Genomic DNA, 23,200 nt, shown 5'->3' with positions numbered 1-23,200 from the left:
GCCCATCGCTGGGCACCTCCGGTGCAACACTCTAGACCCGGGTGGGGGCCACCCTCCGGGCGACATTCTCCTGCTCGCTGAGCCTAGGCCGCCGGAGGTACCGGCCGCAGCCCGGACGTACGCGAGGGTATTTCGCATTCTCCGTCAGACAGTTAGCGTGCACACGTGGCCATCGAAAGCGACAAACTTCGCGAGCGCCTGGACCGGGCGACTGCCCATCTCGACCCCCCGTACGCGGTGGTCGACCTCAGCGCCTTCGACGCCAATTCGGCCGCCCTGGCCGATCGCGCCGCCGGAAAGCCGGTCCGCCTCGCCAGCAAGTCGGTCCGCAGCCGGGAGTTGATCAGCCGAGCTCTCGGGCGGCCCGGCTGGCAGGGCATCATGGCGTTCACAGTGCCCGAGGCGATCTGGCTGGTCCGCGCCGGCGTCAGCGACGACGTGCTGGTCGCGTACCCGAGCGGGGACCGGGCCGCCCTCGCCGAGCTGGGCGCCGACCCGACGCTCGCCGCCGCGATCACCCTGATGATCGACGGCACCGGCCAACTCGACCTCATCGACGCCGTCGCGGCACCGGGGCAGCGCGCCGAGCTACGGCTGTGCCTGGATCTGGACGCCTCCTGGCGACCGCTGCGCGGCCGGGTGCACGTCGGCGTCCGCCGCTCACCGGTGCACAGCGCGCGGGCCGCCGGAGCGCTCGCCGCGGCCGTCGCCGGTCGGCCCGGCTTCCGGCTGGTCGGGCTCATGTCGTACGAGGCGCAGATCGCCGGCCTGGGCGACGCGCCGCCGGGGCAGACGCTGCTGGCCGGCGCGATCAGGCTGGCCCAGCGCGGGTCGTACCGCGAGCTGCTGGCCCGTCGTGGTGCGGCGGTCGCCGCGGTACGCGAGCACGCCGACCTGGAGTTCGTCAACGGCGGCGGCACCGGCAGCGTGGCCGCGACCAGCGCCGATCCCGCGGTCACCGAGGTCACCGCGGGATCGGGCCTGTACGGGCCGACGCTGTTCGACGCGTACCGCGCCTGGCGGCCCACCCCGGCGGCCTTCTTCGCCTGCACCGTGGTCCGCCGGCCGACGCCGGAGTTGGCCACGGTGCTCGGCGGCGGCTGGATCGCCTCCGGACCGGCCGCCGACAGCCGGCTGCCCCGGCCCTGGTTACCGGCGGGGCTGAAGCTGGTCGGCACCGAGGGTGCCGGCGAGGTGCAGACGCCGCTGTCCGGAGCGGCGGCGGCTGACCTACGCGTCGGCGACCGGGTGTGGTTCCGCCACGCCAAGGCAGGTGAGCTGTGTGAACGGGTCAACGAGCTGCACCTGATCGAGGGGGACGCGGTGGTGGCGACGGTCCCCACCTACCGGGGTGAGGGGCGGGCCTTCCTCTGACGCCGGAGGGCCGACCCACCGCCGGCCGGAGGGCCGCGCCCCGCGCCGACTCAGACGGGCTGGGCCGCCTCGGCCTGTTTCCCGGCGGCGGACCGGCCATTGTCCGGGCCGTCGACCTGGCGGTGCAGGTACTCCCGGATCAGCGCCTTCGCCTCCAGCAGCACCCGTTCGTCGCCGTCGGACTTCCGGCGGAACGCGAGCTTGATCAGCGCGTCCGCCGCCTCGACCGCGATCTCCAGCACGAAGCGCAGCTGGGGCACGTCGGTGAGCCCGAAACGTTCGGTGAGCACCCGGGCCAACTGGTCGGCGATCACGCCGTTGTTGTCCCGCTGCTCGTCGAGCAGGTGCAGGTCGACCACGTCGCCGAAGTGCAGGGTACGGAAGCCGGGGACGGTGCGGTGCATCGTGATGTACTCGTCGATGCCCGCGTCGACGCCGTCCCACCAGTGGGTCATCTCGTCGGAGGCGAACCGCTCGTCGAGGCGCTGGAGGTAGGACTCCATGGTCCGCAGGGTCAACGCCTGCACGATCGCCCGCTTGTCCGGAAAGAACTGGTAGACCGACCCGATCGCCACCTCGGCCCGCTCGGCGAGCAGGGTGGTGGTCAGCCCCTCGTACCCCACCTCGTCGACGAGTTCGGCGCAGGCATCCAACATGCGCTGTACCCGCGCGACACTTCGACCTTGCACCGGTACGCGGCGCAGCGGCCCGGTCGTGGCGGCTGGTGTGGACACTCTGCGCCACCCCCCTTCGACGGATGAACATATCTCCACGTCACGAGTCCGTGACTACCGGTACAACGAGCGGATCGCAATTGCGGTATTTACCAGCTACAACGTTCCTGATATGAAGTCAGTTCATATTCATGAATGAGGAGTGCGCATGGTTCGCATCGCACCGCCCCGGGCTGGCTGGTCCAACTGGGCCGGGAACCAGCGTGGCAGCGCCAGCACGATCCTGCGCCCCGGCTCGCCGACCGACGTCGCAGAAGCCGTCCGATCCGCAGTGGCCGACGGCGCTCGAATCCGGGTGACCGGCAGCGGCCACTCGTTCACCGCCGTCGCGCTCGCCGACGACCGGCGGATGGACCTGTCCGAGCTGGACACCCTGGTCAGCGTGGACGTCGCCCACCGACTTGTCACAGTTCCGGCCGGAATGACCCTGCACGCGCTCAACGGCCTGCTCGCCCGGCACGGCCTCGCGCTGCCCAACCTCGGCGACATCGACGCGCAGACCGTCGCCGGGGCGATCTCCACCGGTACCCACGGCACCGGCGCCGGTTACGGGTGCCTCTCCACCTTCGTCGAGGCGATCACACTGGTCACCGGTGCCGGCGAGGTGCTGCGCTGCTCCGTCGACGAGAATCCCGACGTCCTCGCCGCCGCCCGGGTGTCACTCGGCGCGCTCGGTGTCCTGGTCGAGGTGACCCTGCGCTGCGTCGACGCCTTCGTCCTGCGCGCCCACGAACGCCCGGCCGAACTGGCCGACGTGCTCGGGGAACTGCCCGAGCTGATCGGCCGGCACGACCACGTCGAGTTCTACTGGTTCCCGTACACGTCCCGGGTCCAGGTCAAGGCCAACGACCGGGTACCCGCCAACGACCGGCCGCTGTCGCGCTGGCGCGGTTGGATGGACGACGACTTCCTGTCCAACCGGGTCTTCGCCGGGGCCTGCCGGCTCGGCCGGGCCGTGCCCGCGCTGGCCCCCGGGATCAGCGCGGTCTCCGCCCGCGCCCTCACCGAACGGCAGTACACCGGCCGCTCCGACCGGGTCTTCTGCACCCCGCGCCGGGTCCGCTTCGTGGAGATGGAGTACGGCCTGCCCCGCGAGGCGCTGCCGGAGGCGCTCGCCGCGCTCCAGCGCATCGTGGACGGCCTGCCGTTCAAGGTGCTCTTCCCGGTGGAGGTGCGGTTCACCGCCGCCGACGACATCTGGCTGTCGCACGGCTACGGCCGGGACAACGCCTACATCGCCGTGCACCAGTACGTCGGCATGCCGTACGAGCCGTACTTCCGGGCCTTCGAGAAGGTGGCCGCCGGGCTGGGCGGTCGCCCGCACTGGGGCAAGCTGCACTACCGCGACGCCGCCTCGCTGGCCACCGCGTACCCCCGCTTCCCGGACTTCCAGGCCGTCCGCGACCGCCTCGACCCGGACCGCGTCTTCGCCAGCCCCCACCTGAACCACGTCCTCGGCGCCTGACGGCACGCCCAGGCGGAGCCACGTAGGACTTGGACAGTCTCCGCTCTGTCGGAACGGAAACTGTCCAAGGTCTGGGAGTCGGACCGGCGCGGGCACCGATCGGTTGGCTCGCGCCGGGGTTACTCGCTGCTGGTGGCGGCCTTGCGCGGGGCGGCCTTCTTCGCCGGGGCCTTCTTCGCCGCCGTCGTCGCCTTGGCCGTCGTCGTCTTCTTCGCAGCCGTGGACTTGCTCGCCGCGGCCGTCTTCTTGGTGGCCGTGGCCTTCTTCGCGGGCGCCTTCTTCGCCGCCGCCTTCTTCCGCGGCGCCGGACCCTTCGCCCGCTTCTCGGCGAGCATCTCGGAGGCTTCCTCCAGGGTCAGCGCCTCCGGGGTCTGCCCGCGCCGCAGCGACGCGTTGAACTCCCCGTCGGTCACGTACGGGCCGAACCGGCCGTCCTTGATCACCAGCGGCTTCTCGGTCGCCGGGTCCACGCCCATCTCGCGCAGCGGCGGTGCCGCGGCTCGCCGTCCACGGGCCTTCGGGGCGGCCAGCAGAGCCAGCGCCTCGTCGAGGCCGACAGTGAACATCTGGTCCTCGGACTCCAGCGAACGGAACTCCTCGCCCCGCTTGACGTACGGGCCGTACCGGCCGTTGTTCGCGAAGACCTCGACGCCGTCCGGCGCGACACCGATCAGCCGGGGAAGGCTGAGCAGCTTGAGCGCCTCCTCCAGGGTCAACGAGTCCGGTGTCTGCGTACGCAGCAGCGACGACTTCCGCTCACCACTGGAGACGTACGGGCCGAACCGGCCGGACTTGAGCACGATCGGCTCGCCGGTGGCGGGGTCGTCGCCGAGCTTGCGCTCGCCGCTGCCGCCGAGGAACAGCTCGTGCACCTTCTCCGGGGTCAGCTCGTCCGGGGCCAGGCCCTCAGGGATCGGCGCCCGGTCACCCTGGCTGCCGCCCTCCTCGCCCTCACCCGCTGCCGGTGCCGGCTGCTCACCGCCGGGCAGCTCCCGTTGCAGGTACGGCCCGTAGCGGCCGACCCGCACCACCACCTCGCGACCGTCGTCGTCGGTGAAGAGCGGGATGGAGTTGACGCTGCGGGCGTCGATGTCGCTGAGGTTCTCGGTGACCAGCTTCTTGAGCCCGCCGGAACGGGCGATGTCCTGGTCACCGGCACCGTTGGAGCTGCCGAAGTAGAACGCGGTCAGGAAGTCGACGGCGGCGTGGTCTCCGCCGGCGATCTCGTCCAGCTCGTTCTCCATGGTGGCGGTGAAGTCGTAGTCGATCAGGCGGGGGTAGTGCCGCTCCATCAGCCCGATCACCGCGAAGGCCAGGAAGGTCGGGATCATCGCCTGGCCGCGCTTGGTGACGTATCCCCGGTCCTGGATCGTCTGCATGATCGACGCGTAGGTGGACGGGCGGCCGATGCCCAGCTCTTCCAGGGCCTTGACCAGCGACGCTTCGGTGTAGCGCGACGGCGGCTGGGTGTGGTGGCCCTGCGCGGCCAGCTCGTCGGCGGTCAGCGGCTGGTCCTTGGCCAGGGTGGGCAGCCGGCGCTCGGCGTCCTCGGCCTCGGCGTTCTCGTCGTCGCTGGACTCGACGTACGCACGCAGGAAGCCCGGGTCGGTGATGGTCTTGCCGGTCGCGCCGAAGTCGGCTTCCTCCTGCGCGGTGGAGACCGCCCGGATCCGCACCGACACGCTGGAGCCGACCGCGTCGGTCATCTGCGAGGCGATGGTGCGCCGCCAGATCAGCTCGTAGAGCTTGAACTCCTCAGCGGACAGCTCCTTGGCCACCTCGCCCGGGGTGCGGAAGTTGTCCCCCGCCGGACGGATCGCCTCGTGCGCCTCCTGCGCGTTCTTCACCTTGCCGGTGTAGCGGCGCGGCTCCGGCGGAACGCTGCGCTCGCCGTACAGCTCGACGATCTGTCGACGGGCCGCCGAGATGGCGGTCTCCGACAGGTTGACCGAGTCGGTACGCATATAGGTGATGTAGCCGTTCTCGTACAGGCGCTGCGCGGTGCGCATCGTCTGCTGCGAGGACAGGCGCAGCTTGCGGGCCGCCTCCTGCTGGAGGGTCGAGGTGATGAACGGCGCGTACGGGCGACGACGGTAGGGCTTCTCCTCGACCCGGGTGACGGTGAACGGCCGCCCGTCGAGGCGGGCCGCGAGACCCCGGGCACCACTCTCGTCGAGGTGCACGACCCCGGCGCCGGCCCGGACGCGACCGGTGGTCGGCTCGAAGTCCTTACCGGTGGCGATCCGGTCGCCGTTCAGGGCGATCAGGGTGGCATTGAAGCTGCGCGGACCCTCGCCGGCGTTGGCCACCGCCAGGGTGGCCAGGATGTCCCAGTATTCGGCGGTGCGGAAGGCCATCCGCTGGCGTTCCCGCTCGACCACGATGCGGGTCGCCACCGACTGCACCCGGCCCGCCGAGAGCCGCGGCATGACCTTCTTCCACAGCACCGGGGAGACCTCGTAGCCGTACAGGCGGTCGAGGATCCGGCGCGCCTCCTGGGCGTCCACCAGATCGCGGTCGATCTCCCGGGGGTTGGCCACCGCCGCCTGGATCGCCGGCTTGGTGATCTCGTGGAAGACCATCCGCTTGACCGGCACCTTGGGCTTGAGCGTCTCCACCAGGTGCCAGGCGATCGCCTCGCCCTCGCGGTCCTCATCCGTGGCCAGGAGGATCTCGTCGACCTCCTTGGCCAGCTTCACCAGCTTGCTGATCTGCTGCTTGCGGTCGGCGGAGACGACGTAGAGCGCGTGGAAGCCGTTGTCGACGTCCACCCCGAGCCGGGCCCAGGGCTCCTTCTTGTATTTGGCCGGCACGTCGGCGGCGTTGCGCGGCAGGTCGCGGACGTGACCGAAGCTGGCCTCCACGACGTACCCCGGGCCGAGGTAGCCCGAGATCGTCTTGGCCTTCGCCGGTGACTCGACGATGACCAGACGGGTGGTTCCAGCGTTGCTCGGCACGTCTCTCCCCGACCTCACTCCTGCTCGTGGCCTGCCGGCGCCCGGACAGCGACCGCTTTCGACCCCGCCGTAGCACCGGCGGTCCGGATGTCCAACGTAACGCGTTGCCCGCGATTCGGGTTTCGCGGGCCGCAAACCGCTTCGACGCGGCGGTCGACACCGCCCCGCCGCGCTCGGCACTGCCGGACGGCGCCACCGTACACCGTGAGTAGGGCTCGAAGCGGGTCACTGTGACGATGGCGGACTCACGACCGAGGTCCGACCCGCCCGTTTTCCGCCTGGATCGACCCGCCGGCTGTCCGGCACCGGACACCCGGACGCCGCCGCCGACCTGGGCGAAATGACCGGTTCACTGCCGAGCGGGCCAGGCGTCGACCGGTGCCGCAGGCGGCGGTCCGCCGACCAGCTCGGCGAGTCGGGCCAACCGGCGGCGTCCGGCGATCCGGTACGCCGGGCCACCCTCCGCCGGGCCGACCAGCGTCCCGGCCAGCCCGGCCGCCGCGAGCGCGACGCCGATCGACTCCCAACACTCCTGGTCGTCGGGGCCCAGCCGCAACAGGTAACAGTCGGGAGGCTCCGGCGTCCCGGCGGCGGCGAGCCACAGCCGCAACCGCCGGCCGGTCAGGTGGAAGGCCGCCGGCGGGCGTTTCGTCGAACCGTTCAGCCAGGCGGCCGCGAGCGGCTTCAAGACCCGGGTGTACGACGTACGCACGGCGTGTCGCTCGCCCTCGATCGGCTCCCAGCTGGCGGCCAGCCCGCGCGACGCCAGTTCGGCGACGAGCACGTGCACCCGCCACGCGGCGTCCACCCGCACCGAGAGCCGGGCGGTGCCGCCCATCCGGACCACCTCAGCCGGCCCGGCGAGCAACCCGGCGAGGTCGGCGACGGCCGGTTCGGCAGCGTCCGCGCCGAAGAACACAAGTTGCCGGCCCGCGTCGTCACCCGGGGCCGGGCCGTTCACTGGGGAGCCGTGTTGCGACGGGCCGTTCCGCGGCGCGCCGCCACGGCGTCGCCCGGGAGTGGGCGTGTCGGACTCGGGCGCGGGGAACAGCGCCGGGGGCGGCTGCGCCTTCCCGGTGTCACCGAGCCCGCTCAGCGACACTCCGGCACCTCGTCGAATGCCTGTTTCAACTCCTCGGAGTTGAGTTTGCTGGTGTCCAGCGCGCTGGCGTCGTACTCCTTGTTGAGCGTCTCCACCGCGGCCCGCACGCCGTCGTAGAAGACGGTCGGCTCGCCGGTGCCCAGGCCGTCGATGGTGTCCCGGGCACGGCCGTACGCGTCCCGCATCTTCCCCAGCGAGCTGCGGAAACCCACGGAGATGGCCTCGCCGTTGTCGGTCTCCGGGATGCCCGCCTTCTCCACCTTGCGGCGCGCGGCCTCGCTGGCCTGCTCCGCCCCGTCGAAGAGCCGCACCAGGTTCTCCTTGGCCTGCGCCGGCGTGGTCTGCGCGGTCATCTGCTCATCAGTGCTGCTGGTCAGCTTGTTGATCTCCAAGCGCCACGGGGTGAGCGCGCCGCAGACCGAGGCCGCCCAGGCCCGTGGGCTGGGGCCGCCGCCGCAGCCGGCCAGGACGACGATCGTGGCCAGGACCACCGTGAGCTTTCCGGCGGCAGACGCCCGGCACGTACGCATGCGTTGCAGCGTACGGCCTTTGGCCAGGTGTGGCACCGGGCCGTTCCTGGGTCAGGCGTTCACCGTCTCCGGACGGTGATCGGTGCTGCCCGCGCCGGTGTTGCCATCGGCGTCCGAGTCGGACATCGCGATGCCCTTGCGCTTGCTGAACACCACCGACGCCACGATGATCAGCGTCGCCACCAGCGCGATGCTGACGCGCAGGCCGACGTTGCGGTCGTCGCCGACGCTCCAGGCCACCACGGCGGGCGCGATCAGCAGCGAGACCAGGTTCATCACCTTGATCAGCGGGTTGATCGCCGGGCCGGCGGTGTCCTTGAACGGGTCACCGACGGTGTCGCCGATGACAGTGGCGGCGTGCGCCTCGGAGCCCTTGCCGCCGTACGCGCCGTCCTCGACCAACTTCTTGGCGTTGTCCCAGGCCCCACCGGAGTTGGACAGGAACACCGCCATCAGGGTGCCGGCACCGATCGCACCGGCCAGGTACGCGGCGAGCGCACCGGGCCCGAGGCCGAACCCGACAGCGATCGGCGCCAGGATGGCGAGCAGACCGGGGGTCATCAGCTCGCGCTGCGCGTCCCGGGTGCAGATGTCGACGACCTTGCCGTACTCCGGGCGCTGGGTGCCGTCCATGATGCCGGGCAGCTCACGGAACTGCCGGCGGACCTCCATCACCACGGCACCGGCCGAGCGGGACACCGCGTTGATGGCCAACCCGGAGAAGAGGAACACCACCGCCGCGCCGATGATCAGGCCGACCAGGTTGCGCGGGTTCGCCACGTTCAGCGAGTTGAGGATCTCCGTCCCGACGTCGCCCACGCCAGCCGTCGCGTACGCGCTGCGGAGCGAGTCGGTGTACGAACCGAACAGCGCGGTCGCGGCGAGCACCGCAGTGGCGATCGCGATGCCCTTGGTGATCGCCTTGGTGGTGTTGCCGACCGCGTCCAGCTCAGTGAGCGTGCGAGCGCCGTGCTCGTCGAGGTCACCGGACATCTCGGCGATGCCCTGGGCGTTGTCGGAGATCGGCCCGAAGGTGTCCATCGCGACGATCACGCCGACGGTGGTGAGCAGGCCGGTGCCGGCCAGCGCCACCGCGAACAGCGACAGCGTGATGGAGCTGCCGCCGAGGAGGAACGCCCCGAAGACGCCGGCGCCGATCAGCAGAGCCGAGTAGACAGCCGACTCCAGGCCGATGCTGATGCCGGCCAGGATCACCGTCGCCGCACCGGTCTGCGAGCTCTTGCCGATGTCCTGCACCGGGCGCCGGTTGGTCTCGGTGAAGTAGCCGGTCAGCGCCTGGATCGCGGCGGCCAGCACGATGCCGATGACCACCGCGCCGATGGCGACCAGCCGGGGGTTGCCGGGCGCGTCGGTGAGCCCGCTGTCGAACTCGCCGAAGGTCGCCGGGAGGTACGCGTAGGCGGCGATCGCCACCAGCACCGCGGAGAGCACCGCCGACAGGTAGAAGGCCCGGTTGATCGCGGTCAGGGCGTTGCGGTCGGTCGCGCGCAGCCGGGTGATGAAGACACCGACGATCGCGATCAGCACGCCGATGGTGGAGATGATCAGCGGGAAGACCAGGCCCTCCTCGCCGAACGCGGCACGGCCGAGGATCAGCGCGGCGACAAGCGTCACCGCGTACGACTCGAACAGGTCGGCGGCCATGCCGGCGCAGTCACCGACGTTGTCGCCCACGTTGTCGGCGATGGTGGCGGCGTTGCGTGGGTCATCCTCGGGGATGCCCTGCTCGACCTTGCCGACCAGGTCGGCGCCGACGTCGGCGGCCTTGGTGAAGATGCCGCCGCCGACCCGCATGAACATCGCGAGCAGCGCGGCGCCGAAGCCGAAGCCCTCCAGCACGGTCGGCGCGTCACCCCGGTAGAGCAGGACGACCAGCGCGGCACCGAAGAGGCCGAGTCCGACGGTGAAGAAGCCGACGACACCACCGGTGCGGAAAGCGATCTTCATGGCCGCCTCGCGGCCACCTGCTCGCTCTCTCGCGGCGGCGGCCACGCGCAGGTTGGCACGGGTGGCCAACCACATGCCGGCACCGCCGATGAACGCGCTGAACAGGGCGCCCACCACGAAGAAGAGTGAGCGGCCGATCTTCACGGCGAGCTCACTGCCGTCGGTGTCGTGCACCGGAAGCAGGAAGAGCAGCACGACGGCGATGACGACGAAGATCGCCAGGGTGCGGAATTGACGGAGCAGGTAGGCCGAGGCGCCCTCCTGGACCGCCCCCGAGATCTCCTGCATTTTCTCGGTGCCCTTACCAGCGGCCAGCACCGTTTTCGTCAGGGCGGCAGCGAAACCGAGCGCCACCAGCGCGACGACCGCGGCGATGACGACGTAGGTGACATTGCTTCCGGTAAGGGAAAGCCCGCCGCCGTCGGCGGCCAAGGTCTCGGACATCTGTGTCCTCCTGTTACCGAACAATCGCGCCGGTGAGTGGAGACGCACTGACCGACGCCTGGATGCGGACTCGCAAGCGCGCGCCAACCCACCAGCGGACCAGCGATGACCACCCATACCCGCTGGCTGCGGGATGGGTCACTTGCTGACAACCCGGGTACTGTAGCCCTCCTCAGTGTTGGAGGTCACACCCAGGTGGCACCGTGTCGCGATGATCTTCGTCGCTGTGTTATGAAACGAAATCTGATATAGGGCCCGGTCCATGCAAAGAAGGCCGCATCCCCAGCTGGGGACGCGACCTACGCAGCGGAACCGTTCAGCGGCCGACCGGCCACACCATCCGTACCTCGGTGCCGATGCCCTCGTCGACCGGGCGCACCTGCAGGTCCTCGACGAAACCGGCGAGCAGCGCGAAGCCCACGCCGGTGGTCAGCGCCTCGTCGGTCAGCGACTCGTTGGCCAGCTCGTCCGGCGGCAGCGCGGTCAGACCGATGCCCGCCTCGATCGGCGCCCGGTCCACCACCCGCACGGCGTACGAGCCACCGTCGGACATCTCCACCAGCACCGGGTCGGCCAGGCCGTACTGCCGGTGCAGGGCGACCGCGCGGGTGCACGCCTCACCGATGGCCAGGCGCACCTCGTCCAGCAGGTCCTCGCGGACCCCGGCCCGTCGGGCGACGGCGACGCCGACCAGACGGGCGGTACGCACGTGCACCGGCGCGGGCGAGAACGAGAGCTTGACTGTCGCCATCACGCGCCGGCGCCCGCCGAGTCGGCGCTGACCGCCGCGTCGACAGTCGGGTGCAGCGGAAACACCTGGTCCAGTGCGGTGATCCGGAAGATCTTGAGCAGGGGCTCCTTGTCGCAGACCAACGCGAACGAACCGCCGGCGGAACGGAGCCGCTTGAGCGCGCCGACCAGCACACCCAGCCCGGTGGAGTCGAGGAAGTCCACCCGACCGAGGTCGACCACCACGTGACGCGCCCCACCGTCGATCAGCTCGAGGAGCCGTTCACGGAGCCGGGGTGCGGTGTAGACGTCCACCTCACCACCGACCTCGAGCACCGTGTGCTCGCCCACGGTGCGGGTCGCCAGTGACAGCTCCATCGGTCCTCCTCGCCAGAGCCGTAAACTCTCGTGGGCATCTAACCACTACCGCCGGGGCGGCCTGCGGACGCCAGCGGAGGCTTCCCCTTACCCCGGCGTCCGACTTTTCATCTCCGAACACCAGTGCGAGAGTGCAGGGCGTGACCTCCAACGACTTCAGCTCCGCGCGCCACGCACCGCGCGACGACCTGGAGTCGTCGTCCGCGGCCACCGTATCCGCTGGTCCCGGCCCCGGGCCAGCGCCGGTCGACCTGCTGCGCCGGCTGCGCGCCCGGGGCGCCGCCGACCCGGTCACCCACGTCGAGCGGGTGCCGGCCCGCACCGGAGTGCCCGCACCCTGGCCGTCGTGGGCACCGGCGCAACTGCGCACGGCGTTCACCGGGCGCGGCGTGGTCGCGCCCTGGCAGCACCAGGCCGAGGCGGCCACCCTGGCGTACGAGGGCCAGCACGTGGTCGTCGCCACCGGCACCGCGTCCGGCAAGTCCCTGGCGTACCAGCTGCCGGCCCTGGCCACGCTGCTGGCCGACCCCCGGGCCACAGTGCTCTACCTGGCGCCGACCAAGGCGCTCGCCGCGGATCAGTTGCGCGCCGTCGCCGCGCTGGAACTGGAAGGGGTACGCCCCGCCTGCTACGACGGCGACACTCCACGCACCGAGCGGGAGTGGATCCGCCGGCACTCCCGGTTCGTGCTGACCAACCCCGACATGCTGCACCACGGCATCCTGCCCGGGCACGCCCAGTGGTCCGGCTTCCTGCGCCGCCTCGCGTACGTGGTGATCGACGAGTGCCACACCTACCGGGGCGTGTTCGGCTCGCACGTCGCGCACGTGCTGCGTCGGCTACGCCGGCAGTGCGCCCGGTTCGGGGCCACCCCGGTGTTCGTGCTCGCCTCGGCGACGTCCGGCGACCCGGCCACCGCGGCCGGGCGGTTGACCGGCCTGCCGGTGACGGCGGTCACCGAGGACGCCTCCCCCCGGGGCGGGGTGACCTTCGCGCTCTGGGAGCCGCCGCTGCTGCCACCCGACGCGGGCTCGTCCCCGCCGGTGCCACCAGCCTCGTCGTCCCCGGTGCCGCCGCAGGCGACCGGCGACGACCCCTCCCGGTCGGTGCCGCCGCAGGGCGGCGGTGACCACGACGACCTCCGGCAGGTCCGCCGGTCGGCGCTGCGCGAGACTGCGGACCTGCTCGCCGACACCGTCGCCGAAGGGGTACGCACCCTCGCGTTCGTCCGGTCCCGCAAGGGCGCCGAGGTGGTGGCCGCCAACGCGCGTCGGGCGCTGGACGACGCGGTGCCGGGGCTCGGCGACCGGGTGGCCGCCTACCGGGGCGGCTACCTGCGGGAGGAGCGGCGCGAGCTGGAACGCGCGCTGCTGCACGGCGACCTGCTCGGCCTGGCCTCGACCAACGCGCTGGAGCTGGGCGTGGACCTGGTCGGGCTCGACGCGGTGCTGATCTGCGGCTACCCGGGCACCCGGGCGTCACTGTGGCAGCAGGCGGGCCGGGCCGGGCGTTCCGGGCAGGAGGCCCTGGCGGTGCTGGTGGCGCGGGACGACCCGCTGGACACCTACCTGGTGCACCACCCGGAGGCGATCTTCGGGGCACCGGTGGAGGCCACGGTGCTCGACCCTGCCAACCCGTACGTGCTGGCCCCGCAGCTCGCCTGCGCGGCGGCGGAGGCACCGCTCACCCCGACCGACCTGGCGCTCTTCGGCGACGGGGCGAAGGAGGCGGTCGACGAGCTGGTCGCGGCGGGGGCACTGCGGCAACGGCCCACCGGTTGGTACTGGCGGCACCGGGAGCGACCCGAGGTGGACCTGCGCGGCGAGGGCGGCGCCCCGGTCGCCGTGGTGGAGTCGTCGACCGGCCGGCTGCTCGGCACCGTCGACGGCGGCTCCTCGCACTTCCTGCTGCACCCCGGCGCGGTCTACCTGCACCAGGGCGTCTCGTACGTGGTCGACCAGCTCGACCTCGTCGACGGGTGCGCGCTGGTGCACGCCGAGGAGCCGGACTGGTCCACCCACGCCCGCGACGTCACCGACCTGTCGGTGGTGTCGGTGCGTTCCTACGTGGACGCCGGGCCGGTCGGCATGTTCCTCGGCGAGGTGGATGTGACCAGCCAGGTGGTGTCGTACCAGCGGCGGCGCATCGCCACCGGCGAGGTGATCGACACCCGGCCGCTCGACCTGCCGACCCGGGAGCTGCGTACCGTGGCGGTCTGGTTCACCCTGTCGCCGCAGTCGTTGACCCTCGCCGGGGTCCAGCCGGCCGAGGTGCCGGGTGCGTTGCACGCCGCCGAACACGCCGCGATCGGCCTGCTGCCGCTGATGGCCACCTGCGACCGCTGGGACATCGGCGGGCTCTCCACCGCACTGCACCCGGACACCGAAGCGCCGACCGTCTTCGTCTACGACGGGCACCCGGGTGGCGCCGGGTTCGCCGAGCGGGCGTACGGGACGGCGGCGGCGTGGCTGCGGGCCACCCGGGACGCGATCGCTGAGTGCGGCTGCGAGACCGGATGCCCATCCTGCGTGCAGTCACCGAAATGCGGCAATGGCAACAACCCCCTCTCCAAACCGGCCGCGATCCGGGTGCTCGACGTGGTGCTGGCCAACCTGCCGCGCTGAGCAGCTTGCATGAACCGGCATGGCACGGGGCACAATGATGTGGGAGCGCTTCCATCGATGCCTTTGTTGCTGATCGCCCCCCGTGCCCGAGGAGAAGCTGTGGCCGACACCATCGCCGAGACCGTCGACCTGCTCTACACCATCGACCAGGACAATCTCACCCTCGACCAGCAGATCGCGCTGGGGTCGGCACTGGCCGCCCTGGCCCAGGCGGAACGGCTGGAACAGATCAACGAGCGGCTGCGCGGCATCCACCAGGTGCTCAACACCTGGGCGCTGCGGGCCGCGACCTCCGTCGACAGTCGCTGAGGTCTGCCGGGGTGATCCTGCAAGGGCACCAGTGATCACTCCGGGCTGGGTAGTCGTCCGACGGGCCCGACGACTACCCAGCAGCAACTGATCATGGACCGCAGGGGGCACGACGGTTGTCGGGCTGTGCGAGACTCCGGCGCACCAACCCCAGAGGAGTTCAGATGCAGCTCGACAATTTGCAGGGCCAGCACCAGTTCCACATCCGCCAGCGCCTGCGCATGATGGTCAACCAGTACGAGGTCCGGGCGGTCTCCCCGGACGGCAGCGAGGGTGAGCTGTTGGCGTTCGCGCAGCAGAAGCGGCTCGCCTTCAAGGAGCAGGTGACCATCTACACGGATGACTCCAAGCAGCAGCCACTGCTCGGTTTCAAGGCCCGCCAGCGCATCGACCTCGGCGCCACGTACGACGTCACCGACGCGGCCGGCAACCCGATCGGCCTGTTCCGTAAGGACTTCGCCCAGTCGCTGCTGCGCTCCACCTGGCACGTCGAGCAGGACGGTCTGCCGCAGGTGACCGGCCAGGAGCGGAGCATGCCGGTGGCGCTGCTGCGTCGATTCGTCGACTCGCTGTCCTGGCTGCCATACCACTTCGACTTCACCGCGGGCGGCCAGCCGGTCTTCTCCGTGATCAAGAAGTGGGGCCTGCGCGACAAGTACGTCGTCGAGGTGCAGCACCCGCAGATCGACCGTCGCCTGGTCATCGCGATGGCCGTCGCCCTCGACGCGCTCCAGTCCCGCTGACGCACCCGGCCCGGACGAGGGCGGTGCGATGACCCTCAGCGGTCGCCGTCGTGGCCACCCATCCTCGGCTGCCGGCCGGGACCTGGACCTCGACCAGTCCCGGCCGGCCCGCACTCCCGGGACGGCAGTCCGTTGGACCGCACTGCCCCGGCCGGCAGGCCATCGGACCACACTGCCCCCAGCCGGCAGAGCGTTGAACCGCACTGCCGCCGGCCGGCAGGCCATCGGACCGCGCTGCCCCAGACGGCCCGCCGCTGGTGACTCGACCCCCTGACTGGTCTGGTCGCCCCTTTGGAGCTGATGCCGTAAACGCATCGCCCTTGATGTCGTATACGATTCAGCTCCAAAGCACCCACCAATCCGACCAGGACCCTTGGTTCCTTCGACCACGCGTCAGCCCGGACTTCCGCTCGGAACGTGGCGGTCTTGCCGACGTAGTGCACCGGCGGCGGCCCTTTGACGCCGCGATGCGGACCAAACCCCTCCCTCCACAGGCCGCGCCCGCCCTCCACAGACCGCGCCCTGCGCTGGCCGCGGTGGTTAGTAGAGACGCCACCGCGAGGGTCAGCCCCGCACCGGGCCGGCACGGGCGCTCGCCGCAGCCACCCGGGTCAGGCCGGGTAGCGGCGTGAACGCCACCTCGACTGTCACCAGCACGTCCAGCCCGTCGAGGTGACAGCTGACCAGGCGGCCGTCGTTGCGACCGGCGAGGTCGGACGCGGACGCGCAGGCCACCGCGTCGCCGTCGAGCGCCCGGGCGGCCCCGGCCAGCGCGCCGAGGTCGGCTGCCACAGCCGCCCGCTGACTCGCCATGCCGGCGGCGACGATGGCCGCGCCGAACGTCCCGAACAGCACGAAGACGAGCCCCATCGCCAGCAGCAGGATTGTCGCGCCACCGCGTTGCCGGTCCGGCCGGCGAGCAACAAGGCCTCCGGCAGCCGGTGGGTCACTGGCGTGCCGTGGCGGATCCTCAGTTCGCGGCACTACCAACTCCCCTCGTCTGCACCCGGTTCGACGGCGGCGACGGCGGTGGCGACCACGGTGATGCGGGGTAGCCGCCCGCCCAACGTCCGGACGGGTGCCCTTACCGTCGCGTGCGCCCGGTCGCCTTCGACTGACACCGACACCGCCGCCCCCGGCGGCGCCGCACTGCCACCCTCCGCGTCGCCGTCCGCGCCCCGGGCGGCGGCGAGCGCCGCCTCCCGGGCCGCGTGCAGGCAGCCCGCCTGCGCGCTGACGGCGTTGACCGCGGTCAGGCCGGCAAGCAGGAGCAGAAGCAGCGCCGGCAGGCCGGCCGCCAGTTCGGCGGTGAAGGACCCCCGGTCCCCACCAGCGGCCCGGACGAGGAGGCGCCATCTGCGCCCGCCGCCTGCCGCCAGCCCGGGAACGCTCGATCCTGACCGACGGCCAGCCCGCCGGCGCCTGATCACTTCAGTGCCCGGTCGATGACAGCGGTCAGCGCCGACTGGACGTTGCCGGAGGTCAGCACCTTCAGCAGGATCCCGGCGAAGGCGACCGCGGCGAGGGTGCCCACGGCGTACTCGGCCGTGTTCATTCCGGCATCGCCGCGCAGGCGAGCGATGAGTTTGCGCATGACTGTTTTCCCTTCTCGATGGGTCAGAGCACGTCGCCGAGAACGGCGACGATCACCGGCACGAGTCCGGCGAGAATGAACGCCGGCAGGAAGCACAGCCCCAGCGGCAGGACGATGAGCACACCCGCCCGGCGGGCCGACGCCTCGGCGGCGGTGGCCCGGTCGGCGCGCAGGTCGTCGGCGAGCCGGGTCAGTGCGCCGGCCAGGGCGGCACCACTGTTGGCTGAGCGCAACGCCGCCGAGGTCAGCCGATCCGCGCCGGGCACTCCGTCCAGGGCGGACCACGCCTCCGCCGGACCACCACCGAGCAGCAGCGTGCGGCCCACCCGGGCCAACCGGCCGGCGAGCGGCCCGTCCAACGCCTCGGCGACGGCCAGCACCGAGCGGTCCACCGGGGCGCCCGCCCGCATCGCCGCGGCCAGGAGGTCGGCGGCGAGCGGCAGGTCGGCGGCCTCCTGCTGCCGCCGCCTGCGCGCAGCGGGCGACTCGATCCGCCGCAGCAGGACATCGAGCAGGAACGCGGCCGGGACGGCACCGAGCAGCCCGAACCAGCCCCCGACGACGATGGCCACGGCGAGCCCACCCAGCACCGCCACGAGCCGGATCGCGTCCGGCCGCCGCCGACGGGCTGAGCTGGGCTGGCCCGCTCCACTGGGCTGGCCCGCTGCATCAGGCTGACCCGTTGTGCTGGGCCGGCCCGCTGCACTGGGCTGGACCGCTGAGACCTGCTGGCCCTTTGAGACCTGCTGGCCCCTGCGTTGGTTTGCTGGGCCGGCCTGGCCGGCAGGGCGCCGGGCCGTCATCCGGCCCGCCCCGGGGTCGCGCCCAGCCGTTCCGCCCAGAGGAGACCCACCGCCTGAAGAGCGACCGCGGCAACGGCGCAGGCACCTCCGACTGTGCTGTGCAGGAGCACCGCCATGGGGTCGACACCGATGCCGTAGCCCAGGCCGATCCCGCCGATCGGCAGCGCCGCCAGTAGCCAGGCGGTAGCCCGCGCACCGGCCGCCTGGGCTGCCGCTGCGGCCAGGCCCCGATCGGTCGCCCGGGCGTCCGCCTCGATCCGTTCGACGAGCTCCGCCAGCGGCGCGCCGGTCCGGTCGGCCAACCGCACCGCCGCCGACGTCAGCTGGCGGAGCCGGCCGGCCCCGTCACGCTCCACGGTCGCGACGTCGAGCGCACGTGCGACGGGCAGCCCGGCCCGCAGGTCCGCCGCGAGGCCGCAGAGCTGGTCCAGTCCACGCCGTCGGGTCCGCTCGGCGCTCCGGTTCAGTCGCCAACGCAGCACGGCGCGCACTGCCAGCGTGCCGTACCCGGCCATCGCCACCGCCGCCACCGGACCACCGACCACGGCGCCCACAGCGCCGCCGAAGAGGCCGACCAGTGGCAGCACCCGGGTCGCCGATCGGGAGATGCGCACCGACGGTGGCGTACCCGGCGTTCTGCCGGTCGGGCCGACGCGCAGGTCGTCGTGGCGATTGGCGATCGCCCATCCGCCGGCCGCCGCCGCACCGGACACGTCGCCCCGACAACCCGCATCCAGGTCGCCGTGCCCGTCGGCGGTTGCCGGGCCGGGGACGCCGGGCGGACCGTCCCCGTCCCCGTCGCTGACACCGATCGTGACCGTGGCCGCCGACGCAGGCCGTTGTTCCACGTCGAGCATGGTGGTGGCCTCCTCCGGCCGGGCGCTGCCGATCGGACGTCGGGGATCTCGACGGGCCGGCGGACGCGTCGGGCCCTCCGGACGGGTGAAGCCGCCTTTCGCGCCCGGCCACCTCGGGCTGCGGATGACGTCCCGGTCGGGCCAGCCGAGCGCCGTCCGCCTTCCGTTGACACCGGCAGCGGTACCCGGCTCATCGGTGATCCGGACCGGATGACCCGAGGTCGGGGCAGCGCCGGTGCCGTCAACCAGCAAGTCCGGAGTGCTGCCCAGTTCCCTGATCCACTGCACCAGGGCGTCATCCGGATCGAGACCGCCGGCCCTCCGCCCCGGCGTCAGCACGCGACGTCGACGGGCCCGCACGCTCCGTACGGGCCATGCCACCAGGGCAGCGGCAACCAGGAGCAGCGCCGCCACCAGGATCGTCCGGGCGGTCATGCCGGACCCGCCGATCCGGGCCACGGCTCGCTGAGGATGGGCGGCACCGCCACCCCACGCTCCCGCAGCAGCGCCCCGAGGGCACGGGCGGCGAGCCCGAGCCCACCGCCGCGCACCCAGGCGGGCACCACTGTCACCATCCGTTCGGGCCCCTCGGGCAGCAGCAGGCAGACCGACTCCAGGACCCGGCCCTGATCGCCGCGTCGCACCTGGAACAGCACCTGCAACGCGGCCGCCACCTGGGCGTGCAGCGCGGCGCGGGGCAACCCACCCAACATGCCCAGGGCCTCCAACCGGGCCGGCACGTCGGACGGTGTGTTGGCGTGCAGCGTGCCGGCACCCCCGTCGTGACCGGTGTTGAGCGCGGCCAGCAGGTCGACCACCTCACCGCCCCGGCACTCCCCGACCACCAGCCGGTCCGGGCGCATCCGCAACGCCTGCCGCACCAGGTCCGCGAGACTGACCACGCCCGTGCCCTCCACATTGGCGGTACGCGCTTGCAACCCCACCACGTGCGGATGCCCCGGACGCAGCTCGGCGGCGTCCTCCACCAGCACGATCCGTTCGGTGGCCGGCACCATCCCCAGCAGCGTGTTGAGCAACGTCGTCTTGCCCGAGCCCGTGCCACCGGTCACCAGGTACGCCAGCCGGGCCGCGACGACGGCGGCGAGCAGTGGTGCCAGCGGTCGCGGCACCGTCCCCTGGCGCACCAACTCGTCGAGGGTGAACGGCCGATGCCGGAAGGTACGGAGGGAGAGGTACGGACCTTCGGTGGCCACCGGCGGCAGCACGGCGTGCAGTCGGGTGCCGTCGGGAAGGCGCGCGTCCGCGTACGGGGAGCCGTCGTCGAGTCGCCGCCCGGCGCTGGCGATCAGCCGCTGCGCCAGCCGGCGGACGTCGTCCACCGAGCCCAACGGAACGGCGACCTGATGCAGCCCCGAACCCCGGTCGACCCAGACCCGAGCGCCGTTGACGAGGACGTCGGTGACCTCCGGGTCGGCGAGCAGCGGCGCCAGCGGCCCAGCGCCGACGAGGTCGTCGCGTACCCGGTCGGCGATGCGCAGCATGGCCGTGTCACCGAGCACCGCGGCGGTTGGCTCGGCCCGTACCGCGGAGACGATCGCCGCCGCGGTGACCGGGGTGGTGGCGGCGGCGATCCGCTGCCGCACCCGGGCGGCGAGCGTGCCGTCCTCCGGCCGGCCGGTCATGCCGCACCAGTGGCCGGCACGCCGGTCAGGTCGGTGACGATCCGTTGGCAGAGTGCTGCCAGTGGGCCCTTTCCCCCGGCGGCCGGCGCCTCACCCCGCTCCAGCCCACGGCAGAGCCCCGGCTCGGGGCGCAGCGTGCCGGCCAGCGGAAGGCCCAACGCGCGTGCCACCTCCGCCGCCCGCAGCCGCCCCGGGGCGGGCCCACGCACCACCACCGAGAGCGCAGCGCAGTGCGGGGCGGCTGCGGCCACCACCCGAGTGGCCGCCGCAGTGGCGCGCAACTCGGCCGGCACGACGACGAACGCCTGGTCGGCGGCCTGCAACGCCACCACCGCCGCGTCGTCGAGCTGTCGGGGCAGGTCGATCACCACGAAGTCCCGCCCACGCCGGGCGGCGTCGACAGTCGCCGCCATCGCGGTCGCCGGCAATGCCAGCATCTCGCCGCGATCCCAGGAGAGCACCACGAGATCACCCCGACTGGGCAGGGCCCGCACCAACGCCGGCGCGTCCACCCGTCCGTCGGCGGAGGTCAGCGACGGCCAGCGCAGGCCTTCCAACTGCTCCCAGCCGAGCACGAGGTCGAGGCCACCACCGAGCGGATCGGCGTCGACGAGGAGGGTGCGCAGCCGGGCCCGGGCGGCGGTCACCGCGAGGCCACCGGCGAGCACGCTCGCGCCCGCACCGCCCCGACCACCGAGAACCGCGACGACCCGAGCGCCGACGCCGGCCGGACGGTCCGGATCATGTTCGGCGAACCGATCCACCAGCCACGGCTCCGCGGCCGGCAGCACGGCGACGTGCTCGGCCCCGATCAGCTCCGCCACCTGCCAGCCGGGGTCGAGCTGACCGGCCCGGCCGACCAGCACCAACCGGGGCCGCTGCGGCAACCGAGCCCGCAGACACGCCTGCGCCTGGTCGGCGCCGAGCAGCACCAGAGGTGCGGGAAGCCAACGGGTACGGGCAGCCGCCGCGTCGCGGGCGAACTCCACCTCCGTCCCGCCGACGGCGGCGAGCCGGAGCACATCATCGAGCAGATCGTCGTCGCCGGTGACGACCAGCGGAAGCCGGCGGATCGGCGGAACCGTGGTACGGGGTGGCATCGCGGCCTCCAGCGGTCGGGCTCTGGTATGCCGCCGACCCTGCTCGGAATCCGCCCCACGAGCCGCCCCGATGCCGTCGCCTGTGGACAACCTGGTGGCCTGTGGAAAACCTCCGCTGAGACAGTTGATCTGCTACGAGCGCGGGCAGCTGCGCAGCTACCGCCGCTGCGGTGAAGACAGCGGGGCCGCTCCCGAGCGGAGCGGCCCCGCGAGTCGGTGGTCAGCCGGGCTGATTTGTCCAGGCGGCATCGAGGATCACCTCGTACGAGCTGATCCGCATGGGCGACAGCGTCAACAGCTCATGGGCGAGCAATTCGCCCGTCCTCGGATCGAAGATCAGAAGAGATTGCTGGTCGTGTTCGCGGTCGTCGAAGGTGACGGCGACTCCATTGCGGCCGGCGCGGTCCGTGACCTGCCCTCGCCAGCGGAAGCCGGGCACGTCGGCGAGAACCCGCAGGACCGCCGCTCGGGTCGCACGCGGCACGACGTACTGCCCATAGAGCGTGCCGACCCACTTGCTCGCCGACCCCGCGCCGTACTCGACCTTCAGCCGCTCCCGCAGCTCGGACGGGTCGGCCGACGGCTGCCTGAGCTCCTCCGGCGGCAGCGGCATGACGCTCGGTGCGGGGGTGCCGGTGGCTGCTGGTCGCCCAAGGCTCTCGCGCTGCCAGTAGTCCCGAGACTCCTGGTCGGGGTACTGCGGCTCCAGTTGGGTCCTGACTTGGTTACCGGTCCCGTCGACGGCCTGCCAGAGCTTCGTCTCGCTGGCGAAGGCCACGTGGTGGCGGCCGTCGGCTGAGGTCATCACAGGATCGCCCCACACCTTCGTGTGGTGGTACATGTAGCGCCCGCTCTGGTGGTCGTACGCCGCGTCTTTGATCTTGTCGGCCAGCATGCGCAGCTGCGGGCCGGCGGCCGGCGGATCCGCGTCGAACTGGTACGCGACCGGCACGAGCACCAACCCCGCTGCCGCCGGTTCGCCCGGAGTGTCCGGTGCGCCCTCGCCGAGCGGCTGGAGCACCGCCACGGCACCGGCCGCGACAGCCAGCGTCCCGGCCGTCAGGACCAGCCGGCGGGTCGGGCGTACGCGACGATGCCCGGCGGCCGTGTCGGTAGCGCCGGCGCGGTCGATCAGCTCGCGCGCCGAGACCAGCGGTGGTTCGACGGCGGCGGTTCGGGCCGGGTCGGCCGGGCCGAGAAGAGTACGGGTGCGCTCTGCTCCGAACATCACAGATCCTCTCGAATGGTCACCAACACCGGGCTACGACGGGTCTGCGCGGGCCGGTCCGCCATTGCGTCGGCCAGACGACGCCGGGCGCGATGGAGCCGCACGGCCGCGGTTGGTCCGGTGCAGCCGAGCACCTTCGCCGCCTCGGAGACCGTCAACTCCTCCCAGCCGACCAGCCGAAGAATTTCCTGATCAAGCTCGTTGAGGGTGGCCAACGCGGTCCGGACGTCCGCGACCCCGACGGTCGTGTCCGCACCCGGCGATCCGGCCAACCGCGCAAGGTCGACATTGGTGATCGGGAGAAGATCCGGGGCGGCACGCCGCGACCGCCACTGGTTCGCCAGGAGACGACGAGCCACCCCGTACAGCCAGGGAAGACTGCGGTCAGGCACCTCTACGCGGCGACGCCAGGCGACGACGAAGACGTCCTGCGCCAGCTCCGCCGCGGCATCCCCGTCGATGAGCCGACGCAGGCCGTATCGAACGATGTGCGCGTACTCGGTGGCGTAGAGACTGGTGAACCAGTCCTCGTCCCGCTTCTTCGGTGGACCCACCCGAACCCCCATTGCCTCGGTGACTCTCACCCTGGCTTGTGTCGCTGAGGGCCTCGGGATTACC

General features: G+C 72.1%; 21 protein-coding genes. 5 read left to right on the top strand and 16 right to left on the bottom strand.

What is annotated here, in order from left to right; all coding sequences use genetic code 11:
• Nucleotides 1-165: 165 nt before the first annotated feature.
• Nucleotides 166-1,374 (top strand): amino acid deaminase/aldolase, encoded by a 1,209-nt coding sequence (locus IF22_RS0120105; RefSeq protein WP_030334243.1) that lies wholly within the window; start codon nt 166-168, stop codon nt 1,372-1,374.
• Nucleotides 1,375-1,424: 50 nt separating this feature from the next.
• On the opposite strand, the gene IF22_RS33210 is transcribed toward IF22_RS0120105, so the two are convergent.
• The gene (locus IF22_RS33210) at nt 1,425-2,030 is read right to left on the bottom strand and encodes a TetR/AcrR family transcriptional regulator (RefSeq protein WP_051708646.1); all 606 of its coding nucleotides are present in this window, start codon (nt 2,028-2,030) and stop codon (nt 1,425-1,427) included.
• 226 nt (nt 2,031-2,256) lie between these two features.
• On the opposite strand from IF22_RS33210, the gene IF22_RS0120095 reads away from it, so the two are divergent.
• Complete coding sequence (locus IF22_RS0120095; protein WP_030334238.1) at nt 2,257-3,573, top strand: D-arabinono-1,4-lactone oxidase; 1,317 nt, start codon at nt 2,257-2,259, stop codon at nt 3,571-3,573.
• Between the two features lie 119 nt (nt 3,574-3,692).
• Here the strand turns inward: IF22_RS0120095 and topA are convergent, their stop codons facing one another.
• From topA to IF22_RS0120065, 6 genes are all read right to left on the bottom strand, one after another.
• Nucleotides 3,693-6,530 carry a type I DNA topoisomerase gene (topA, locus tag IF22_RS0120090; RefSeq protein WP_030334236.1) on the bottom strand — a complete coding sequence of 946 codons (2,838 nt, stop codon included), beginning with the start codon at nt 6,528-6,530 and terminating at the stop codon, nt 3,693-3,695.
• A 349-nt stretch (nt 6,531-6,879) separates the two neighbouring features.
• Nucleotides 6,880-7,632, bottom strand: a complete 753-nt coding sequence (locus IF22_RS0120085; RefSeq protein WP_030334233.1) for a hypothetical protein — start codon at nt 7,630-7,632, stop codon at nt 6,880-6,882.
• Entirely contained in the window at nt 7,623-8,162 is a 540-nt protein-coding gene (locus IF22_RS0120080) for a nucleoside/nucleotide kinase family protein (protein ID WP_030334232.1), read from the bottom strand. Before IF22_RS0120080 ends, IF22_RS0120085 begins: the two co-directional genes overlap by 10 nt.
• A 51-nt stretch (nt 8,163-8,213) precedes the next feature.
• Complete coding sequence (locus IF22_RS0120075) at nt 8,214-10,574, bottom strand: sodium-translocating pyrophosphatase (RefSeq protein ID WP_030334230.1); 2,361 nt, start codon at nt 10,572-10,574, stop codon at nt 8,214-8,216.
• 316 nt (nt 10,575-10,890) lie between these two features.
• Nucleotides 10,891-11,328 carry an ATP-binding protein gene (locus IF22_RS0120070; RefSeq protein ID WP_030334228.1) on the bottom strand — a complete coding sequence of 146 codons (438 nt, stop codon included), beginning with the start codon at nt 11,326-11,328 and terminating at the stop codon, nt 10,891-10,893.
• Complete coding sequence (locus IF22_RS0120065) at nt 11,325-11,681, bottom strand: STAS domain-containing protein (protein WP_030334225.1); 357 nt, start codon at nt 11,679-11,681, stop codon at nt 11,325-11,327. Before IF22_RS0120065 ends, IF22_RS0120070 begins: the two co-directional genes overlap by 4 nt.
• Nucleotides 11,682-11,869: 188 nt before the next feature.
• Here IF22_RS0120065 and IF22_RS0120055 point away from each other — a divergent pair, with 188 nt between their 5' ends.
• From IF22_RS0120055 to IF22_RS0120045, 3 genes are all read left to right on the top strand, one after another.
• Nucleotides 11,870-14,305, top strand: coding sequence for a DEAD/DEAH box helicase (locus IF22_RS0120055; protein WP_051708658.1), 2,436 nt, complete (start codon nt 11,870-11,872; stop codon nt 14,303-14,305).
• 99 nt (nt 14,306-14,404) lie between these two features.
• Nucleotides 14,405-14,614 carry a hypothetical protein gene (locus tag IF22_RS0120050; RefSeq protein ID WP_030334221.1) on the top strand — a complete coding sequence of 70 codons (210 nt, stop codon included), beginning with the start codon at nt 14,405-14,407 and terminating at the stop codon, nt 14,612-14,614.
• A 164-nt stretch (nt 14,615-14,778) separates the two neighbouring features.
• Nucleotides 14,779-15,357, top strand: a complete 579-nt coding sequence (locus IF22_RS0120045) for an LURP-one-related family protein (protein WP_030334219.1) — start codon at nt 14,779-14,781, stop codon at nt 15,355-15,357.
• 564 nt (nt 15,358-15,921) lie between these two features.
• Here IF22_RS0120045 and IF22_RS0120040 read toward each other — a convergent pair.
• From IF22_RS0120040 to IF22_RS0120000, 9 genes are all read right to left on the bottom strand, one after another.
• Nucleotides 15,922-16,341: an Rv3654c family TadE-like protein gene (locus IF22_RS0120040; protein WP_280940607.1), complete on the bottom strand. Its 420-nt coding sequence runs from the start codon at nt 16,339-16,341 to the stop codon at nt 15,922-15,924.
• Nucleotides 16,341-16,736, bottom strand: coding sequence for a TadE family type IV pilus minor pilin (locus IF22_RS0120035; protein ID WP_051708657.1), 396 nt, complete (start codon nt 16,734-16,736; stop codon nt 16,341-16,343). Before IF22_RS0120035 ends, IF22_RS0120040 begins: the two co-directional genes overlap by 1 nt.
• Before the next feature lie 47 nt (nt 16,737-16,783).
• Nucleotides 16,784-16,951, bottom strand: a complete 168-nt coding sequence (locus IF22_RS34525; RefSeq protein ID WP_081883916.1) for a DUF4244 domain-containing protein — start codon at nt 16,949-16,951, stop codon at nt 16,784-16,786.
• 23 nt (nt 16,952-16,974) lie between these two features.
• Complete coding sequence (locus tag IF22_RS0120025) at nt 16,975-17,556, bottom strand: type II secretion system F family protein (RefSeq protein WP_051708656.1); 582 nt, start codon at nt 17,554-17,556, stop codon at nt 16,975-16,977.
• 194 nt (nt 17,557-17,750) lie between these two features.
• Nucleotides 17,751-19,046 carry a hypothetical protein gene (locus IF22_RS36325; RefSeq protein ID WP_036411923.1) on the bottom strand — a complete coding sequence of 432 codons (1,296 nt, stop codon included), beginning with the start codon at nt 19,044-19,046 and terminating at the stop codon, nt 17,751-17,753.
• Nucleotides 19,043-20,254 carry a TadA family conjugal transfer-associated ATPase gene (locus tag IF22_RS0120015; RefSeq protein ID WP_030334209.1) on the bottom strand — a complete coding sequence of 404 codons (1,212 nt, stop codon included), beginning with the start codon at nt 20,252-20,254 and terminating at the stop codon, nt 19,043-19,045. The genes IF22_RS36325 and IF22_RS0120015 overlap by 4 nt, the downstream gene beginning before the upstream one ends.
• A complete protein-coding gene (ssd, locus tag IF22_RS0120010; protein WP_030334207.1) occupies nt 20,251-21,354 on the bottom strand; it encodes a septum site-determining protein Ssd in 1,104 nt (367 codons plus the stop codon). Before ssd ends, IF22_RS0120015 begins: the two co-directional genes overlap by 4 nt.
• A gap of 220 nt (nt 21,355-21,574) precedes the next feature.
• A complete protein-coding gene (locus IF22_RS0120005; protein ID WP_030334205.1) occupies nt 21,575-22,582 on the bottom strand; it encodes a CU044_5270 family protein in 1,008 nt (335 codons plus the stop codon).
• On the bottom strand, nt 22,582-23,136 hold the full coding sequence (locus tag IF22_RS0120000) for an RNA polymerase sigma factor (protein WP_245233678.1): 555 nt from the start codon (nt 23,134-23,136) through the stop codon (nt 22,582-22,584). Before IF22_RS0120000 ends, IF22_RS0120005 begins: the two co-directional genes overlap by 1 nt.
• Nucleotides 23,137-23,200 lie beyond the last annotated feature (64 nt).

Source organism: Micromonospora parva, from assembly GCF_000718515.1.
Classification (GTDB): Bacteria; Actinomycetota; Actinomycetes; order Mycobacteriales; family Micromonosporaceae; genus Micromonospora; species Micromonospora parva.
The sequence above is the reverse complement of the archived record's forward strand: the minus strand, read 5'-3'. Positions and strand labels throughout refer to the sequence as shown.

What these genes read in the sequence shown, in the direction of transcription:
- IF22_RS33210 (WP_051708646.1), bottom strand. Translation starts at nt 2,030, where the DNA reads ATGTTGGATGCCTGCGCCGAACTCGTCGACGAGGTGGGGTACGAGGGG.
- IF22_RS34525 (WP_081883916.1), bottom strand. Translation starts at nt 16,951, where the DNA reads ATGCGCAAACTCATCGCTCGCCTGCGCGGCGATGCCGGAATGAACACG.
- ssd (WP_030334207.1), bottom strand. Translation starts at nt 21,354, where the DNA reads ATGCCACCCCGTACCACGGTTCCGCCGATCCGCCGGCTTCCGCTGGTC.
- IF22_RS0120080 (WP_030334232.1), bottom strand. Translation starts at nt 8,162, where the DNA reads ATGCGTACGTGCCGGGCGTCTGCCGCCGGAAAGCTCACGGTGGTCCTG.
- IF22_RS0120065 (WP_030334225.1), bottom strand. Translation starts at nt 11,681, where the DNA reads ATGGAGCTGTCACTGGCGACCCGCACCGTGGGCGAGCACACGGTGCTC.
- IF22_RS36325 (WP_036411923.1), bottom strand. Translation starts at nt 19,046, where the DNA reads ATGACCGCCCGGACGATCCTGGTGGCGGCGCTGCTCCTGGTTGCCGCT.
- IF22_RS0120045 (WP_030334219.1), top strand. Translation starts at nt 14,779, where the DNA reads ATGCAGCTCGACAATTTGCAGGGCCAGCACCAGTTCCACATCCGCCAG.
- IF22_RS0120015 (WP_030334209.1), bottom strand. Translation starts at nt 20,254, where the DNA reads ATGACCGGCCGGCCGGAGGACGGCACGCTCGCCGCCCGGGTGCGGCAG.
- IF22_RS0120005 (WP_030334205.1), bottom strand. Translation starts at nt 22,582, where the DNA reads ATGTTCGGAGCAGAGCGCACCCGTACTCTTCTCGGCCCGGCCGACCCG.
- IF22_RS0120075 (WP_030334230.1), bottom strand. Translation starts at nt 10,574, where the DNA reads ATGTCCGAGACCTTGGCCGCCGACGGCGGCGGGCTTTCCCTTACCGGA.
- IF22_RS0120095 (WP_030334238.1), top strand. Translation starts at nt 2,257, where the DNA reads ATGGTTCGCATCGCACCGCCCCGGGCTGGCTGGTCCAACTGGGCCGGG.